At 68.5% G+C, this 15816-nt stretch carries 12 protein-coding genes and 1 tRNA gene; 8 read left to right on the top strand and 5 right to left on the bottom strand.

Annotated elements, in window-relative coordinates:
• Nucleotides 1–92 precede the first annotated feature (92 nt).
• Nucleotides 93–950, bottom strand: a complete 858-nt coding sequence (locus C1Y63_RS08465) for a DNA-formamidopyrimidine glycosylase family protein (protein WP_106016027.1) — start codon at nt 948–950, stop codon at nt 93–95.
• Nucleotides 937–6375, bottom strand: a complete 5439-nt coding sequence (locus C1Y63_RS08460) for a DEAD/DEAH box helicase (protein WP_106016026.1) — start codon at nt 6373–6375, stop codon at nt 937–939. The genes C1Y63_RS08465 and C1Y63_RS08460 overlap by 14 nt, the downstream gene beginning before the upstream one ends.
• A gap of 243 nt (nt 6376–6618) precedes the next feature.
• Between C1Y63_RS08460 and C1Y63_RS08455 the strand changes: the two genes are divergently transcribed.
• The 6 genes from C1Y63_RS08455 to C1Y63_RS08430 all read left to right on the top strand — a co-directional run bounded on the left by C1Y63_RS08455 (nt 6619) and on the right by C1Y63_RS08430 (nt 10914).
• Complete coding sequence (locus C1Y63_RS08455; RefSeq protein ID WP_106016025.1) at nt 6619–7380, top strand: 3'(2'),5'-bisphosphate nucleotidase CysQ; 762 nt, start codon at nt 6619–6621, stop codon at nt 7378–7380.
• Nucleotides 7377–8174, top strand: a complete 798-nt coding sequence (locus C1Y63_RS08450; protein WP_106016024.1) for a thymidylate synthase — start codon at nt 7377–7379, stop codon at nt 8172–8174. Before C1Y63_RS08455 ends, C1Y63_RS08450 begins: the two co-directional genes overlap by 4 nt.
• A gap of 276 nt (nt 8175–8450) precedes the next feature.
• Complete coding sequence (locus C1Y63_RS08445) at nt 8451–9005, top strand: dihydrofolate reductase (protein ID WP_106016023.1); 555 nt, start codon at nt 8451–8453, stop codon at nt 9003–9005.
• Nucleotides 9006–9146: 141 nt separating this feature from the next.
• The gene (locus C1Y63_RS08440) at nt 9147–9398 is read left to right on the top strand and encodes a mycoredoxin (RefSeq protein ID WP_106016022.1); all 252 of its coding nucleotides are present in this window, start codon (nt 9147–9149) and stop codon (nt 9396–9398) included.
• Between the two features lie 357 nt (nt 9399–9755).
• Complete coding sequence (locus C1Y63_RS08435) at nt 9756–10442, top strand: Panacea domain-containing protein (RefSeq protein WP_158256125.1); 687 nt, start codon at nt 9756–9758, stop codon at nt 10440–10442.
• Nucleotides 10443–10539: 97 nt separating this feature from the next.
• Nucleotides 10540–10914, top strand: coding sequence for a hypothetical protein (locus C1Y63_RS08430; protein WP_146128905.1), 375 nt, complete (start codon nt 10540–10542; stop codon nt 10912–10914).
• Nucleotides 10915–11077: 163 nt separating this feature from the next.
• On the opposite strand, the gene C1Y63_RS08425 is transcribed toward C1Y63_RS08430, so the two are convergent.
• A tRNA-Arg gene (locus tag C1Y63_RS08425) sits at nt 11078–11150 on the bottom strand.
• A 348-nt stretch (nt 11151–11498) separates the two neighbouring features.
• Here C1Y63_RS08425 and C1Y63_RS08420 point away from each other — a divergent pair.
• Both C1Y63_RS08420 and C1Y63_RS08415 read left to right on the top strand, forming a co-directional pair.
• Nucleotides 11499–11765: a hypothetical protein gene (locus C1Y63_RS08420; RefSeq protein WP_106016019.1), complete on the top strand. Its 267-nt coding sequence runs from the start codon at nt 11499–11501 to the stop codon at nt 11763–11765.
• Nucleotides 11766–12022: 257 nt separating this feature from the next.
• On the top strand, nt 12023–12940 hold the full coding sequence (locus C1Y63_RS08415) for a DUF1906 domain-containing protein (RefSeq protein WP_106016018.1): 918 nt from the start codon (nt 12023–12025) through the stop codon (nt 12938–12940).
• Between the two features lie 116 nt (nt 12941–13056).
• Here C1Y63_RS08415 and C1Y63_RS08410 read toward each other — a convergent pair whose 3' ends face one another.
• Both C1Y63_RS08410 and C1Y63_RS08405 read right to left on the bottom strand, forming a co-directional pair.
• Nucleotides 13057–14496 (bottom strand): cation:proton antiporter, encoded by a 1440-nt coding sequence (locus C1Y63_RS08410; protein WP_106016017.1) that lies wholly within the window; start codon nt 14494–14496, stop codon nt 13057–13059.
• An 87-nt stretch (nt 14497–14583) separates the two neighbouring features.
• Nucleotides 14584–15690 (bottom strand): hypothetical protein, encoded by a 1107-nt coding sequence (locus C1Y63_RS08405; RefSeq protein WP_369831037.1) that lies wholly within the window; start codon nt 15688–15690, stop codon nt 14584–14586.
• Nucleotides 15691–15816: the final 126 nt, after the last annotated feature.

The following is a 15816-nucleotide window of genomic DNA, read 5'->3' as shown; positions in this document are numbered from 1 at the left end:
GCTTTCGGGGCCTGTGTGCCCCGTTAGAGTCCGCCGGGTGTCGCGCCCGGTGGAGTGGGGTCGCAGGGTGTGGCCGCAGCACGCCGTGTCCCCTAGTTCCAGCGGCTGGCCTCCGACAGGCGGGAATCCCACCGCCACTGCGGCGGCGTCGGCTGGCAGGTGGGGCACCACCAGATGAAGCGCTCCAATTCGCCCACCTCCCCGCCCCGATCCACCCCGCCGAGGGTGTCTTTGACGATCGGGGTTCGGCAGCGCCGGCAGGGCTTCCCACCCCGCCCGAACACGTAGGTGGTTTCCCCGGCGCGCCGCACGCCCGTCGTGACCCGCACGGGGCTCAGCCGGTTCGCCCACATCACCCGGCGGGTGATGTCCAGGATGGTGTCCACATCAACCTCCCCGGTGGGCACTCCGGGGTGGACGCCCGCGAGGAAACAGATCTCGGCCCGGTATTCGTTGCCCACCCCGGCCAGCATGCTCTGGTCGAGGAGTGCGGCCCCGATGGCCCGCTCCGGGCGGCGGCGGAGCCTGCGGGCGGCCGCCTCGTGGTCGAAGGTGGGGCTCAACACATCGGGCCCGAACTGGCTGATGTGGGCCGGGTAGTCCGTAGCACTCATGAGCCGCACGAGCCCTAAGTCGTGGCCCACCAATTCCAGGGGTGTGGGGTGGGCGTCGAAGTGCAGCACGACCCGCGCGGAGAACCCAGGGGCCCGCCAGCGGGTGCCCACGGGGTGCAGTGCCCAGGTGCCCTCCATTTTGAGGTGGGTGTGGAGGATCTGCTCGTCGAACTGCATGTAGAGGTTTTTGCCGTAGGGCCACAGGGCGCGCAGCACCCGACCGTTGAGGCTCACGGTGGCCAGCTGCGGCACCCGCAGGCTGGTGTGGCTGACGCTGAGGCCGACAAGCGGGTGGAGCCTGCGGGCGAGCTGGTAGACGGAATCACCTTCGGGCATTGCGTCCTCCTCGCCGCCCGCGGCCTGCGGCACCGCCGCGGGGGCGGGGCGTGAAGGGGCTGGTGCGCTGCGGGGTCGCGGGATCCTCCGGGTGGGTCTGCTCTCCGCCAGTGTTGTCAGTGTCCGCCGCGTGATCGTCGAAGCTCAGGCCACCACCCCCGCCGGCAGACGGGGTGCCGGCCGGCGCAGCATCCGGGCCGGGATCCTCCGCGAGGAGGGGCGCGTCCACGGCCCGCCGGCCACCGCGCGGCGGCACGCCCCCGCGGCCTGCTGCCGGGCAGGCGGACTGTGGGCGGCTGCGGTCGGTGATGCGCAGGCCTTTCGGCGTCAGCCCTGCGCCCGCGCCCCGCAGCAGGGCAGTGAGTTCCCCGGGCAGATGGCCGCCGAGGACCGGCTCGCCGTTGATCTGTTCCACAACAATCGGTGCGAGCACCCGCCGGCCGATGGCGTCCGCCAGGGCGGCCACCACCAGCGGGACGGTGTCCTCCCAGGTGATCCCCGTGGGCAGGGAGTCCTGCGCCAGGCTCAGGCTCCTCCCGCCGCGGGTGAGGTACGCCAGGAGGATCCCGTCGGTGATGACGACGAGGGCGCCGGCGGCGCGGGTGCCGCGGATGTCCTCCGGCCAGGGCAGTGCCGCACCATAGGGGTTGGCGGGGTCGGCGGCCGCCAGGACGAAGGTCTCCGGGTCGGTGGCCCCGCTGGGCCAGCCGCCCACGTCCGCCGAGTCGTGCTGCCCGCGGAGGCGATCAATGACCGCAGCCGTACTGAACTGGGCGGCGCCCAATCCTTCGATGACGTGGGCGCGCACCGCGCGGCCCTGTTCCTCAAAGGTGGCCAGTGTTTTGTAGGCCAGGGCGAAGCCACCCGGGGTGTCTTCGGCGACCACGCCGCCGCGGGTGACCACCCCGTAGCGGTCCAGCCAGGCCTCCCCGTGGGCGATTGCCCGGGCGGTCGCGTCCGGGTTCGCCGCCACCGCCAGTGCCCAGCGACCGGTGGTGTCCTGGGGGTGGCTACGCGCCCGGGTGGCCTGCGCGAAGCTGGTGCGCCCCATCCGCAGCCGCCCCCGGGCAGGGGTACGCGGCGCGCGGTGCGCGGCCCGGGGGCTGGACTGGGTAGCCAGGCGCGCCCGCACCGGGCCGAAACCGTCGGGGGTGACCAGCCCGAGTTCCACGAGCTCCCAGAGGGCGCGGCGCACGGTCTCCTCGTCCCCGCCCCCGGGGATCTCTAGCCCCAGCTCGTCGGCGCCGCTGGCGCCGGCGACGATCTGCGGGAAGTAGAACCCGCCGCCGGCGGACAGGGTGTCCAGGATGCGTTCCTGCACGGCAGTCAGGGGCAGCTCCTCGCGTTCCTTCTCGGTGCGCAGGGGTGCGAGTTCGGCGGCGTAGTCGCTGGGCAGCAGCATGAGCCACGGGTCGTGGGCGGCCGCGCTGCCAGCGCCGATGATGGTGATCTCGCCGGAGAGGCACAGTTCGTCGAGCATGCCGGGCTGGTAGTCCCGCACCCGGGTCGGCAGGATGACGCTCTCCCAGGCGGAGGCCGGCAGCCGCACCCCGGCGAGTTGCTCGAGTGCCTGGAAGACCCCGTCGACGCCGGTGGCCTGCGGGGCGCGGCCCACTGGTGCGAGCCCGTGCCAGCCCAGCAGGAATCGCGCGTACGCGCTGTGGCTGACGGGTTCCGCCTGGGCGCGGGCCTTCGCCAGGCTGCGGCTGCGCATCCGGCGGATGACCTCCTGGTCGGCCCACTGCTCCTCATCGCGGCTCAGCGCCCCGGTGACCAGCTGCCCCCGCTCCGCCAGCTGCCGCAGCACGTTGTACGCCACCGCGTGTGCCAGCCCGAAGGCCTGTGCCGCCTCGGCGGTGGTGAAGGGCCCGTGGGTGCGGGCGTAGCGAGAGAGCAGCTGGGTGAGCGCATCATCGATGGGGGTGGGATCGACAGCGATGCCGGGCGGGGTGGGAATCCCCAGCCCGTCCCGCAGCAAGGGCGCGTCCTCGGCGCGAGCGAGGTGCTCCCGGCCGGCGATGCGGACGACCATGGCGCGCCGCCCCGGCAGCGCCACCGCAGCATCGGCGAGTGCCCGCCGGGCGGCATCCGCCTGTGGCTGCGCTCCGCCCGCGGCCTGCGCGCCACGGGGCGCGACACTGGCGAGCAGTTCCGGGGTGACGTACTCATCCAGCTCGTCCAACGGCACCGGGCCGAGGATCTGCAGGGCGTCGAGCAGCTGCTCGTGTGTTGTCGCCCGGCGCGCCGGCGCGGTGCGCCGCACCTCGTCGGTGACGTCGAGGACGATGTCCGGGTCGAGGAGATCCTTGAGTGCGACGGTGCCTAAGAGTTGGGCCAGCAGCGCCGGGTCGAGGGCGAGGGCGGCGGCCCGTTTTTCTGCCGCCGGGGTGTCCCCCTGGTACATGAAGGCGCCGGTGTAGTTGAACAGCAGGCTGGCGGCAAAGGGGGTGGGGGTGGTGACGGTGACCTCGGCGGTGCGGATCTGGTGGCTGGCCAGGTCCGCGCAGACTTTCTGCAGGCTGGGTAGGTCGTAGACGTCCTGGAGGCATTCGCGGACGGTCTCCAAGATGATGGGGAAGCTGGGGTAGGCCTTCGCGACGTCGAGGAGTTGGGCGGCGCGCTGCCGCTGCTGCCACAGTGGGGCGCGGGCCCCGGGGTTTTTCCGCGGCAGCAGCAGGGCGCGGGCGGCGCATTCCCGGAAGCGGGAGGCGAACAGGGCGGAGTCGCCGACGGTAGCGGTGACGATGTCGGCGATCTCGTCCGGGTCGAAGTGGAACAGTTCGCTCCCGGGTTCGTGCTCCCCGTCGGGCAGGCGCAGCACAATGCCGTCGTCGCCGGCAACGGCCTGGGCGTCGATGCCGGTCGTCTGGGCGATGCGGTGGCCGACGGCCAGCGCCCAGGGGGCGTTGACGCCCCTACCGAAGGGGGTGTGGAGAATGACCCGCCAGTCGCCGAGTTCGTCGCGGAACCGCTCAAGCAGCAGCGTGCGCTCGTCGGGGATGATGCCGCAGGCCTCGCGCTGCTCCTCGAGGTAGGCCAGGAGGTTGTCGCGTGCCCAGGGGTCGATCTCGCCGTGGCCGCCGAGCAGGTTGTCGAGCATCGCCGGGGTGGCGGCCACCTCACGGCGGAAGGCGCCGACTGCGCAGCCCAGTTCGAAGGGGCGGGCCGCCTGGTCGCCTGTCCAGAACGGCAGCCGGCCGGTGTGCCCCGGGGCGGGGGTGACGAGCACCTGGTCGCGGGTGATCTCTTCGATGCGCCAGCTGGACGCCCCGAGGGTGAACACGTCGCCGACGCGGGACTCGTAGACCATTTCCTCGTCGAGTTCGCCGACGCGCCGCGGCGCGGAGCCTGCCTCGTCACCGCCGACGAGGAACACGCCGAACAGCCCCCGGTCGGGGATCGTGCCCCCGGAGGTCACGGCGATGCGCTGCGCGCCCGGCCGGGGGCTGAGCATCCCAGTGACCCGGTCGTAGACGACCCGGGGGCGCAGTTCGGAGAAGTCCGTCGAGGGGTACACGCCGCTGACGAGGTCGAGGACCGCGTCGAAGACCTCCCGCGGCAGCTGCTGGTAGGGCATCGCCCGGCGGACGATGTCGAACCACTCGTCGGCGTGGATCTCACCCTGGGCGGTCATGGCGACGGTCTGCTGGGCGAGCACGTCGAGGGGGTTGCTCGGCACCACGAGTTCCTCGATCTCGCCGCGCGCCATGCGGGAGACCACCACGCAGGTCTGCAGCAGGTCGCTGCGGTGCAGCGGGTAGAAGGAGCCGGCGCTCGTGGCGCCGACGCTGTGGCCGGCGCGGCCGGTGCGCTGCACACCACTGGCGACCGTCGGTGGGGACTGGACTTGGATGACCTTGTCGACCGCGCCCATGTCGATGCCGAGTTCCAGGGAACTGGTCGCGACGACGGCGCGCAGCTCACCGCTTTTCAGCATGTTCTCTGTTATCGCGCGTTCGTCTTTGGCCACCGACCCGTGGTGGGCGCGGGCGATGAGTGTCGGCGCGGTGCCGGCAACGTCGTTGACTTTGCCGAGGCTGGCGGGCAGGCGCCGCATGCTCGCGGAGAGTTCCTCTGGTGCGAACTGGGCCGCATAGAGCTCGTTGATGCGGGAGGTCAGCCGTTCGGCTTGGCGGCGGGAGTTGACGAAGACCAGGGTGCTGGTCGCGCCCATGATTTCCTCGTACACGGCCTGCTCGATAAACGGCCAGATGGATCCGGGCTGCGGGGTGGTGCCCTGGAGTTCCTCCCAGCCGCCACCCTCGATCGTGGCGAGACGACCAGCGACTACGGCGGTGTCGACGGCAGGGGCAGCCCCCACTGCAGGCGCGGCCGCAGCTGCGGCCTTCTCGTCCGCCGGCACCGATCCTGGCGATTCCGCCGTCGAGTTCGGGTCCTCGGCCGGGAGCAGGACCGGCCCCTGGGTGCCCCACAGTGCACCGGGATCGACCTCACCCACGGTGTCCTCTGCTGCGTCCTCCACGGCCTGGCTGGGCGACGTGCCCTGGGGCTGCTGCGGGTGCGGAAAGTGTTCGTCGAGGATCGCCCCCAGCCCCGCCATGCCGCCGGAGCGGTCGTCGAGCACGACCTCCCCGATGGGGGATCCCAGTTCAGGGGTGGGCAGGTCGCTCATGTTCGGCACCGCGGAACGCACCTGCAGATCCCACGCCTTCGCCGACTCCGGGTTCACCATGGTCACCGGCCGATCCCCGCCGAGGAAGTGGGCGACCCGCTCCAGGGGGCGCACGGTGGCGGACAGGCCGATGCGCTGCGGGGGCGTGGCGCACAGGTGCTCCAGCCGCTCGAGCGACAGGGCGAGGTGCACGCCCCGCTTGGTACCTGCCACCGCGTGGATCTCGTCGATGATGACGGTGTCGACGCTGCGCAGAATCCCACCCGCCTTGCTTGTCAGCATGAGGTAGAGGGACTCCGGGGTGGTGATGAGAATGTCCGGGGGATTTTTCACCTGCCGCTGCCGTTCCGCCGGCGGTGTGTCGCCGCTGCGCACAGCAACCCGAATATCGGGTGCCGCCTCCCCGAGGCGGGCGGCCACCTGGCCAATACCCAGCAGCGGTGCCCGCAGGTTGCGTTCCACGTCGACGCCGAGCGCTTTCAGCGGGGAGATGTACAGCACTCGCACGCCCTGCCGGGCCTGGCCATCCGGGCCCGACTGCGCCCCCGCCGCGCCGGCCGTGGGCAGGTCCTCCACCGGCAGCGGCAGCTGGCCGGGCTGGCCGGCCAAAGAATTCAACGCCCACAAAAACGCCGCCAGCGTCTTACCGCTACCGGTCGGCGCCACGATGAGGGTGTTCTCCCCACGGGAGATCGCCTCCCAGGCGCCGGCCTGGACTGCGGTGGGGGCCGCAAACACCTCCGAAAACCAGGTGGCGACCTCCGGGCGAAAACGTTCGGTGAGCGTCGACATGTGCACCACTGTAAAACACAAGTGCGAATCAGCTCTACCGCCACCCGCGCGCCCTGTGGATAACTGTCGCCCGGGCCCCTTTCGTTCCCTGCGGACGGCCGACTCTGTTCCCTGTGTACGCCCGGCACGAACGGTGGCGGGGCGCTCGTGAACTCCACCCCTGAGCCATACTCCGGGGCGGGGTGTTATTGAACGGGCTTTACAAGTCCACACCCGGGCATAAAACCAACTACTCTAGGAGGCATGACTGCGAAAGTTGATGACGCTATTTTGACCCGCCGCCTGGCGCAGGGCACCGGCGAGATCCTCAAAGGTGTGCGCAACGTGGGCCTGCTCCGCGGCCGCAACCTCGGCGACGCGGGCGATGACCTGGCACAGAACTGGATCGCCCGGGTGCTGGCCCAGCACCGCCCCGACGATGGTGTGCTCTCCGAGGAGGCCGCCGACAACCCGGCGCGCCTCGCCAAGGACCGCGTGTGGATCATCGACCCGCTCGACGGCACCAAGGAGTTCGCGACCGGCCGCCAGGACTGGGCCGTGCACATCGCCCTCGTGGAGAACGGCTCCCCGATCCACGCCGCCGTCGCCCTGCCGGACCTCGGTGTGGTGTTCACCTCCGAGGAATCCAAGGCTGTGGGCGGCCCCCTGGCCAAGAAGGTAGTCATGAGCCACAACCGCGCCCCGGAGGTCGCCTCCTTCGTCGCGGAAAAGCTCGGCTTCGACACCCTCCCCATGGGCTCCGCCGGCGCGAAGGCCATGCACGTGCTGCTCGGCGACGCGGACGCCTACGTCCACGCCGGCGGCCAGTACGAGTGGGACTCCGCCGCACCGGTGGGCGTGTGCCTCGCCGCGGGCCTGCACTGCTCCCGCCTGGACGGCACCCCGCTGACCTACAACAACAAGGACACCTACCTGCCGGACGTGCTGATCTGCCGCCCGGAGCTCGCCGACGACATCCTGGACTACGCCGCGGAATACCGTGAGGCCCACGGCAGCTTCGCATGATCCTGACCCCGTACGAAGACCTGCTGGCGAAAATCCTGCGGGAAGGCACCCACAAGGACGACCGCACCGGCACCGGCACCACCTCCCTGTTCGCGCAGCAGATGCGCTTCGACCTGTCGGAGAGCTTCCCGCTCATCACGACGAAGAAGGTGCACTGGCACTCCGTCGTGGGCGAATTGTTGTGGTTCTTGCGCGGCGAGTCGAACATCGGCTTCCTGCACGACAACAACATCACCATCTGGGACGAGTGGGCCGATGACAACGGCGATCTGGGGCCGGTGTACGGGGTGCAGTGGCGCTCCTGGCCGACCCCCGATGGCCGGCACATCGACCAGATCCAGCAGGCGGTCGAGACACTGAAGTCGAACCCGGATTCGCGGCGCAACATCGTCTCCGCGTGGAACGTCTCCGAGCTGCACAACATGGCGCTGCCGCCGTGCCACCTGCTGTTCCAGCTGTACGTGGCCGACGGCTCCCTGTCCTGCCAGCTGTACCAGCGCAGCGCTGACATGTTCCTCGGTGTGCCGTTCAACATTGCGTCCTACGCGCTGCTCACCCACATGTTCGCACAGCAGGCGGGCCTGAAGGTGGGCGAGTTCATCTGGACCGGTGGTGATTGCCACATCTACGACAATCACCGCGAGCAGGTGGAACTGCAGCTCAGCCGCGAGGCGCGCCCCTACCCCCAGGTGGAGCTCGCACCGGCGGACAGCATGAGTGACTACACCTTCGAGCACATCACGCTCACCGGCTACGATCCGCACCCGCTGATCCGCGCCCAGGTGGCCGTGTAGCGCACAGCACACACGCCCCCTCCACGCGCACGCGTGGACCCCAGGCCGGCCCGGCCCACCCCCAACCCACGATCTCCTCGCACCGCCGTCAGGCGCTGCGATGAGGGTTTGCGGTGGTGGACCGGCCGGCCTGTGGCGTACCGTGCGCCAGTAGCCCTCGCGCCGAGTGCGGTTTCTCCCCCACGACCCTCGTGGGGCCTCCCGGGCGCACCGCGCAGCGCTGGGGCGCTCGTGGGCGTTTTGTGTCCGGTGGCTCTCTCACGCAAGGTGGTTGTCATGGTTCGCGCAATTTGGGCACAATCCCTCGACGGCATCATCGGCGACGGCACCGACATGCCCTGGCACCTGCCAGAAGATTTAGCCCACTTCAAGGCCGCCACACTCGGGCACCCGGTCGTCATGGGCCGGGCGACGTGGGACTCCATCCCCGCCCGCTTCCGCCCCCTGCCGGGCCGCCGCAACATTGTGCTGTCCCGACAAGCCCCCGGCTCCTGGTCCGCCGGCGCGGACGTCATCCACTCCCTCGACGACGTCGCAGGGATCGATGACGCCGTCATCATGGGCGGCGGCCAAGTCTACGCGGCGACGCTGCCGCTGGTCGACGAGGTCATCGTCACCGAGATCGATGTCCTGCTCGCCGAGGTGCTCGGCGCGCAGGCCGTGCACGCCCCCTCGCTCGAGGATTTCCACCCCACCGTCACGGGGCCGTGGCTCACCTCCGCCGATGGCCGGCTCACCGCTGGCGGTGGGGCGCACAGCACGCAGAACGCGCCAGCACCGCTGCGTTACAGGTTCCTCACCTACACCCGCACCGCGGCACCCTCCGCGTAAGCGCACGCACCCTCCCGCTGGCCGGAAGGTTCGGTAGCATGGCCAGCACCCACACATCCACACCCCGACTGTCCCCCACGCGGTGAGTACGGCACAGGGGTGTGGCGAATCCACACCAGTGAAAGGTTTATTCTCTCCACCATGAGCAACCACGTCACCCTGTACACCACCACCTGGTGCCCCTTCTGCCAGCGCCTCACCAAGGCCCTGGACCGGACGAACACCCCGTACACCAACATCGACGTGGAGCAGGACCTCGACGCCGCCGCCTGGGTGGAGTCCGTCAACGACGGCAACCGCGTCGTGCCGACCGTGAAGTACTCCGACGGCACCCACGCCACCAACCCGCCGGCATCTGAGGTGCGCCGCAAGCTGGAGGAGCTGAGCTCCTAAGGCCCACGCCGCATCGCTGCCGGGTCCCCTCACATGTGTGTGGGCGGGACCCAGTCGTCGTTGTAGAGCATGGGTGCGCGACTGCGCTGACGTAGCACAATTGGCCGATCTGTGGAAAAATGCACGAAAGTGGGGGTACAATCCCGCAAGGGGCCACAAAGCGACATGACGCCACCGACGACAAATGCCGTCGGGACCGAAGCATCGGCGCCTACCCCTCACCCCGCCATCCATGGATGACGTCTCATCTGTCAGCCATCGTGAGTTCCCCAGACACAAGGTTCCAGAGGTTTCTTCGGATCGAGGATCCAGACGAGACCAGTGTTGACACTTCCGGCTATGCCGAGAGGATCGCTCGTGCCAAACACTCCAACCGTCCCCACGTTCTCTGCCATTAAAACCGCCCAGGCGCTCAACTTCTTTTTGAAGGAGAGCGCAGATGACAGCAAAAGCCGTGACGGCAAGAAGTACCTGAAGCTCATCAAACTGCTGTGGGCCGCCGATCGTTTCAGCCTGCGCAACTTCGGAACCGAGTTGACGGAAGACCGCTACGCTGCATTGACATACGGCCCGGTCGCTTCGTCGACCTACAACCTCATTCGTGCGTGCAAGCCGAACGAAGTACCTGATCCCAAGTGGACATCGATCGTCGACGCTCAGTGGTGGAAAGAACATTTCGAAACCCGCGACTACGACGTCGCGATCATTTCTGACCCCGGCACCGATCACCTGTCCAAGGCCGACATTCTCATGTTGGAGAAGGCATACGAACACTTCCGTTCGAAGGGCGCGTTCGAAGCGGCATGCGACATCAGTCATGTTTATCCCGAGTGGACGCGCGCCTTCGTTCCGAATTCCGAGAAGAAGTCGTTCCGCATCCAGACCATCGACTTCTTCGATGACCCCGAGAATCAGCCTGACGAATACTTCCAGGTGGACCCAGAGGTACTTAAGGCTGCGCGCGAACACTTTGTCGAGCGCAATGCATTGCGCGAATTCATCACGCAGCCCACGCAAGATACCCGTGAAGATGCTACGGCTTGATGGAAAACGCAGGGAACTATGGCTCACTCATAGTTGCGTGGCTGGCTCATCCCTGCGATTCCAAGGGGATCCGCCGTTTCCCTCGGAGACGGCCCACATGTTTTTTGTCCTCGGGAAACCCGACCCAGAGCACTTCCTCTTGGTCAACGCGACGTCTCGAGTAGAAAAGGCGCGCGATCAACTCGATCGGATATTCAAGCCTTTCGACTGCAGCGCCAGTGATGTCTCAGTAACCCTCGAGGCAAAGTCACACCCTTTCCTCACTAAGAAGACGTTGATTGACTGCTCGCAACCACATCGACTGAGCCTCGAGGAACTCATCAACGGCGCTCATTTTGAGCTACTCGAGAATGCGCCCGACCTCGAATTCTTCATTCCCCTTCTCACCGCCTGGGCAGCCAGCCCGCTGACAAACGAAGCCGACCTGACAAGTCTTCGCCCGCAGTGGAAAGAGCACGGGATCCTGTTTTAGCCCACAATCACACCCTGCGAGGTTCCTCACCCATCAGGAGTGCGGGTGCCGGCTATCCCGATCACATGCGCAGACCCCCGAACCCTGGCAGGGCTCGGGGGTCTGGCGTTACTGGCTGGGGGAGGCGTATGAGCGTGAACCCGGCGCAGTTGCTGTGGTGTTGTGCCCCAGAGAGGAATCGAACCTCCGACACCGGCTTTAGGAGAGCCGTGCTCTATCCACTGAGCTACTAGGGCATGCGTCGCGTCTAAGGGTACAACATCACCCGCACCCGGCGTACGTGCGGGGCGTGCGACCCTCGATGGGCGCACGCAGCACTGCCCGCAGGGGAAGCGTCGGGGGCACCTGCCGTGTGAGGTTGGTCGCGCAGCACCCCCACATTTCCGCTGCGCGGGGGTAGCAGATGGGGTGAAACAGGAAACACTTGGGCACGTTTGGAACACGCGGCCCGTGGTTTCGCTCTAGGGTGGAGGGTAACCGTGCGCCACCCCGCACGCCGGCAGCGTGATCGTTGCGGCAGCAGCTGGCGCCGCGCCCGCCGTCGACACCGTCGACGTCTATCCACCACAGATTCGAGGGACCCCATGTCTGTTAAGCCCACTTTCACCGACATCAACGGCATCAAGGTTGTGTGCACCCTGGCCGACCAGAACGACTTCGAGTACCTGGAGATCGACAAGCTTCTGGACGACGGCACCAAGGAGCGCCTGCTGACCCTGAACATGTACGACGCGAAGAAGCTCTTCGGCGCCTGTGAGATGTTCATGGCCCGCACCATCGCGAAGAACTTCTCCAACATGAACGGTCAGCTCACCCCGAACGACCGCAACTCGATGCTGGACGACGAGTAAACCACTCCACTCCCCCACGCCACTGCGGTGGCGTGGAATCCCACCCCTGCCGCGACTGCGTGTCGCCGCAGGGGTGTTGTCGTCTGCGGGACGGGCCGCGGCGTGCGCTCTGGGGTGGCTCTCGGCGTCCTGTTCTGCCCCGCCACACCACAGTTGTTGCTAGAGTGGCTGAAGTTATCTCTATCCACTTCTGTGGCGCATGTGCCGGCGTTTTCTTCTCAACCCCCGGGCGCGCCCCACACGATGGAAGGCCCCCAATGACACTCAGCCGCCGCCACTTCCTCGCCAGCACCCTCCTCGCCGTCGGCGCAGGCGTGGTGGGCGCGGGCACCGCCCACGCCCGCCCCGTCCTCGCCCGGGTGCTCGACTACTCCGCCAACGTGCCCAGCGGCGCGGCCGTCCGCGCGGCCGGCTACCAGGGCGCGATGCGCTACGTATCCGCGCCCCGCCCCGGCGCGGAGTGGATGAACGCCAAACCGATCCGCCGCCCAGAGGCCGAGGATTTCGCCGCCCACAACCTGGCGGTGGCCTCCGTGTACCAGTTCGGGGTGGGCCCCACCGCCGACTGGAAGACCGGGGCCGCCGGTGCCACGAAGCACGTGCCGCTGGCGATCGACTTCCACATCCGGGCCGGCGGCCCCACCGGCCGCCCCATCTACATGGCGGTCGACGCGAACCCCACCCGCAGCGAATACGAGCAGCAGATCCGCCCCTTCCTCAAGGAGGCCGATCGCCTGCTGCGGGCCAAGGGCTACATTCTGGGCGTGTACGGCAACTACAACGTCATCGACTGGTGCGTGGCCGACCGCCTGGGGTCCTACTACTGGATGCACGACTGGGGTTCCCAGGGCCGGCTGCACCCGCAGGCGCACATCCACCAGCTGCCGCAGAACAAGCAGGTCACCGTCGATGGGGTGCAGTGCGACGTCAACGAGGTATACGCCAGCGACTGGGGCCAGTGGACCCCGGGCCTGCCGACGGTGGTGCTGCCCGACACCACCAGCCGCCCCGGCACCCACGGGGCGGGCACCACGCCCACCGCGCCAGACGCGGGGCTCCCCCTCGAGCAGGTGGGCGACCTCGTGGGGCTCACCCCCGATGAGACCGCCGCCCTGGGGCGGGCCGGCCAGGCGCTGAGCAAGCTGCTCGGCGGGGGCTCGTCCTTCTCCTCCTAAACAACAACGCGCACGACCACGCAGCCACAGATATGTGGAGGCGTGGTCGTGTGCGTGTGTCGGCACCTGCTGTGGCCGCTATCGGGCCGTGAGCCCCTGCGGGGGCTGCGCGGCGGCTACTTCGTGGAGGGGTGATCGTCGTCGAGGGTGACCTCCGAATCGGCACCCGTCGTGGACTTCGGGCGCTTCTTCTCCTGGGTCTCCACCGCGGTGGCCTTGTTGGAGGGGTGCGCCTGCTGCCCGGCCTTCGCAGCGGCTTGGGTCTTTTGCTCCTTGTACTCCGCGTGCTCCTGCTTGGCGGCGTGCTCCCGGTGGGCTTTCGCCTCCGGGGAATCCTCGGCCTCGACAGGGCCGGGCAGGTATTGGCCCGCCAGGTGCGCCAGCATCGGGAACAGCAGCACCGTCGCCGCCCCGGAACACACGAGGATGGACGCCAACGCCTCGTCGATGAGCCCGCGGGCTTCCGCCACGTCGGTGACCGCCACAATGATCGGCAGGCCGGTGGCCGAATAGAGCGACATCTGCAGCTGATCGCGCACGCCTGTAATCCCGGAGCCGGTATCGGTGAAGCGTTCCGCGAGGAAGATCGGCAGCCCGCGGGCCATGAGGATGACCACCACACCCATGACGACGAGCCAGGGGGCGTCCTTGACGTCGTCGAGGTGGATCGACATCCCGGAGGTCACGAAAAACACCGGGATGAGCAGGCCGTAGCCCATGACGTCGAGGCGGGCCTCCACCGTTTTGCGCGCCCGGGCCGGCACCAGCCCGCGGAGAATAATGCCGGCGGCGAACGCGCCCAGCACCACATCCAACTCAAACACACTCGCCAGGGCCATGAGCAGCGTGAGCAGCACAATGACCGCGCGCATCACCGTCTGCGAGGTGTGCGAAGCGCCGTCGCGCACGGCGCGCCCCACCCAGGGCACCAGCCGGGACACGGTGCGCGGCACGAACGCCACCACCAGGGCGCCACCCATGAAGATGAGCAGGAACGCCAACGTCGGCCACGTCGCCCGGGAACTCAGCAGCAACGCCATCGCGAACACCGGGCCGAGCTCACCGACCGCGCCGTGCACGAGCACACCCCGACCCACCGGGGAATCCGACACCCCCGCCGTCTTAATGACCGGCAGCAGGGTGCCCATCGCCGTCGAACTCACCGCGATCGCCATGACCACGCTGCGGAGCATGTCGTCAGTGCCGAACACCACGAGGGAGCCGGCGAACGCCAGCATGAGGCTGAGCAGCCACACCCCGGAGGCGTGCTTCATCTGCCGGCCGCGCATGGTGTCCGGGTCGATTTCCCAGCCCGCCAGCAAAAACAGCATGCCCAAGCCCAACTCCCGCAACAGCGCATTGGAGCCGTCCGAGTGCGCCAGGTCGAGCACCTCCGGGCCGATGAGCACCCCCAACACCAGCATGAACACCACGCCGGGGACACGTTTACCGGTGAGGAAGCTGAGCAGCGGCGACAGCAGTGCCGCGACCGCGATCCACATGATGGACACGATGACGCCGGGCTCCACAGACGCACCAGAGGCAAGAAAAGTCATGACTGGGATTTTTTCACCCCACCCACCCAGGAACCAACCACACACCGCGCATGGGTGGAATCCCGCAACCCGGGTACCCCCGCCCGGCTAACGGGATGCCGGCGGCACCTGCGGGCCCACCACAACCCCGGTGCGGCGCGTTGGCGTGACGGTCACCCGGTGGGGCTCGTCCGTCTGCGGCCGCAGCGTCGCCACGCTCGTCGCCCGCGGGCGGGTCGCCGCGGAGGGCTCCTGGGTGGTGGGCTCCGGGGGCGGGGACCCGGCCGCGGAGGTGGACGTCGACGACGACGTCGCCTGCGCCGTGGAGGACTGGGGGCGGCCCGTCGGCAGCGCACGAGTCGTGCGCGGCGCCGGCGGGAGTGTCGTCGGCAGGTTGAAATAGCGCCCCAGCTGGGTGCGCACCAGGTTCGTCAAATCATCCGCCGTGCCCGTCACCGCCGCAGCGACCACGAAATCCTCCCCGAAGGACACGGAGGAATGCAGGCTCAGATCGTTCGACCAGCCCCACTTCGAGCCTTTCACCCCCGGCAGGATGACGGTGCCGAAATCCTGGGCGTAGCCGTCGGCGGCCACCGGCTGGGCGGCGCGCATCGCGCCAAGCACCGGGGAGGTGGGGTCCTGCTGCAGCTTCTGGGTGATGTAGCTGACCACATCGTAGGTGGAGGTCACGCTGTAGCCCCACATGTCGGAGGCCCGCGTCGACAGCAGCCCATAGCGCTCGGCGGTCGCCGCCACCGCATCCGGGTAGCGGGCGTAGAGGTCCTCCGCGGCGCGGTCGTCGGAGACTTCGATCATCTCGATCGCTTCCTCCGCGTCCTCCGGGTCGCCCTCCTCCAGCACGTAGTCGGCGATGTAGAGCTTGATGAGCGACAGGGCGGGGCGGGCGAAACGCTCCGTCGCCGTGCCCGTGTGGAACCCATCCGACAGGCGGGTGTAGGACACCTGGGAGCCGGTGGGATTGTTGACGAACTGGGAGAGGTTCTCGTCCGACAGGCGAACCGCCTGCGGGTTGGGGGCGTTACTGCCCTGCGGCGTCTTCACAGTCGTCGGCGCGGCAGCCGGCGGGGTGCCGTTGCTGTCGTGGGCGATGACCCACGGCAGGCTGGCGAGCGCGCACACAGAAACCACCACTGGCACTTTCAGCAGCCAGTGGTGGTGCAGCGGGCGGGTGCCCTCGTCGGGGGCGAGCGTCATGCAGAACATCATAAACCGTGTGCCGACACCCACCACCAACCCCACCGCATCGGCGGGGTGCGCAGCCCCGACAGGCCCGGCCACCACCACTGCCCGCGGCCACCACTGGCCCCATCAGCATGCAAC

The organism is Corynebacterium sp. 13CS0277 (genome assembly GCF_002994655.1).
Taxonomy (GTDB): Bacteria; Actinomycetota; Actinomycetes; order Mycobacteriales; family Mycobacteriaceae; genus Corynebacterium.
The sequence above is the reverse complement of the archived record's forward strand: the minus strand, read 5'-3'. Positions and strand labels throughout refer to the sequence as shown.

What these genes read in the sequence shown, in the direction of transcription:
- C1Y63_RS08430 (WP_146128905.1), top strand. Translation starts at nt 10,540, where the DNA reads ATGTTTTTTGTCCTCGGGAAACCCGACCCAGAGCACTTCCTCTTGGTC.
- C1Y63_RS08445 (WP_106016023.1), top strand. Translation starts at nt 8,451, where the DNA reads ATGGTTCGCGCAATTTGGGCACAATCCCTCGACGGCATCATCGGCGAC.
- C1Y63_RS08450 (WP_106016024.1), top strand. Translation starts at nt 7,377, where the DNA reads ATGATCCTGACCCCGTACGAAGACCTGCTGGCGAAAATCCTGCGGGAA.
- C1Y63_RS08455 (WP_106016025.1), top strand. Translation starts at nt 6,619, where the DNA reads ATGACTGCGAAAGTTGATGACGCTATTTTGACCCGCCGCCTGGCGCAG.
- C1Y63_RS08405 (WP_369831037.1), bottom strand. Translation starts at nt 15,690, where the DNA reads ATGACGCTCGCCCCCGACGAGGGCACCCGCCCGCTGCACCACCACTGG.
- C1Y63_RS08460 (WP_106016026.1), bottom strand. Translation starts at nt 6,375, where the DNA reads ATGTCGACGCTCACCGAACGTTTTCGCCCGGAGGTCGCCACCTGGTTT.
- C1Y63_RS08420 (WP_106016019.1), top strand. Translation starts at nt 11,499, where the DNA reads ATGTCTGTTAAGCCCACTTTCACCGACATCAACGGCATCAAGGTTGTG.
- C1Y63_RS08440 (WP_106016022.1), top strand. Translation starts at nt 9,147, where the DNA reads ATGAGCAACCACGTCACCCTGTACACCACCACCTGGTGCCCCTTCTGC.
- C1Y63_RS08415 (WP_106016018.1), top strand. Translation starts at nt 12,023, where the DNA reads ATGACACTCAGCCGCCGCCACTTCCTCGCCAGCACCCTCCTCGCCGTC.
- C1Y63_RS08465 (WP_106016027.1), bottom strand. Translation starts at nt 950, where the DNA reads ATGCCCGAAGGTGATTCCGTCTACCAGCTCGCCCGCAGGCTCCACCCG.
- C1Y63_RS08410 (WP_106016017.1), bottom strand. Translation starts at nt 14,496, where the DNA reads ATGACTTTTCTTGCCTCTGGTGCGTCTGTGGAGCCCGGCGTCATCGTG.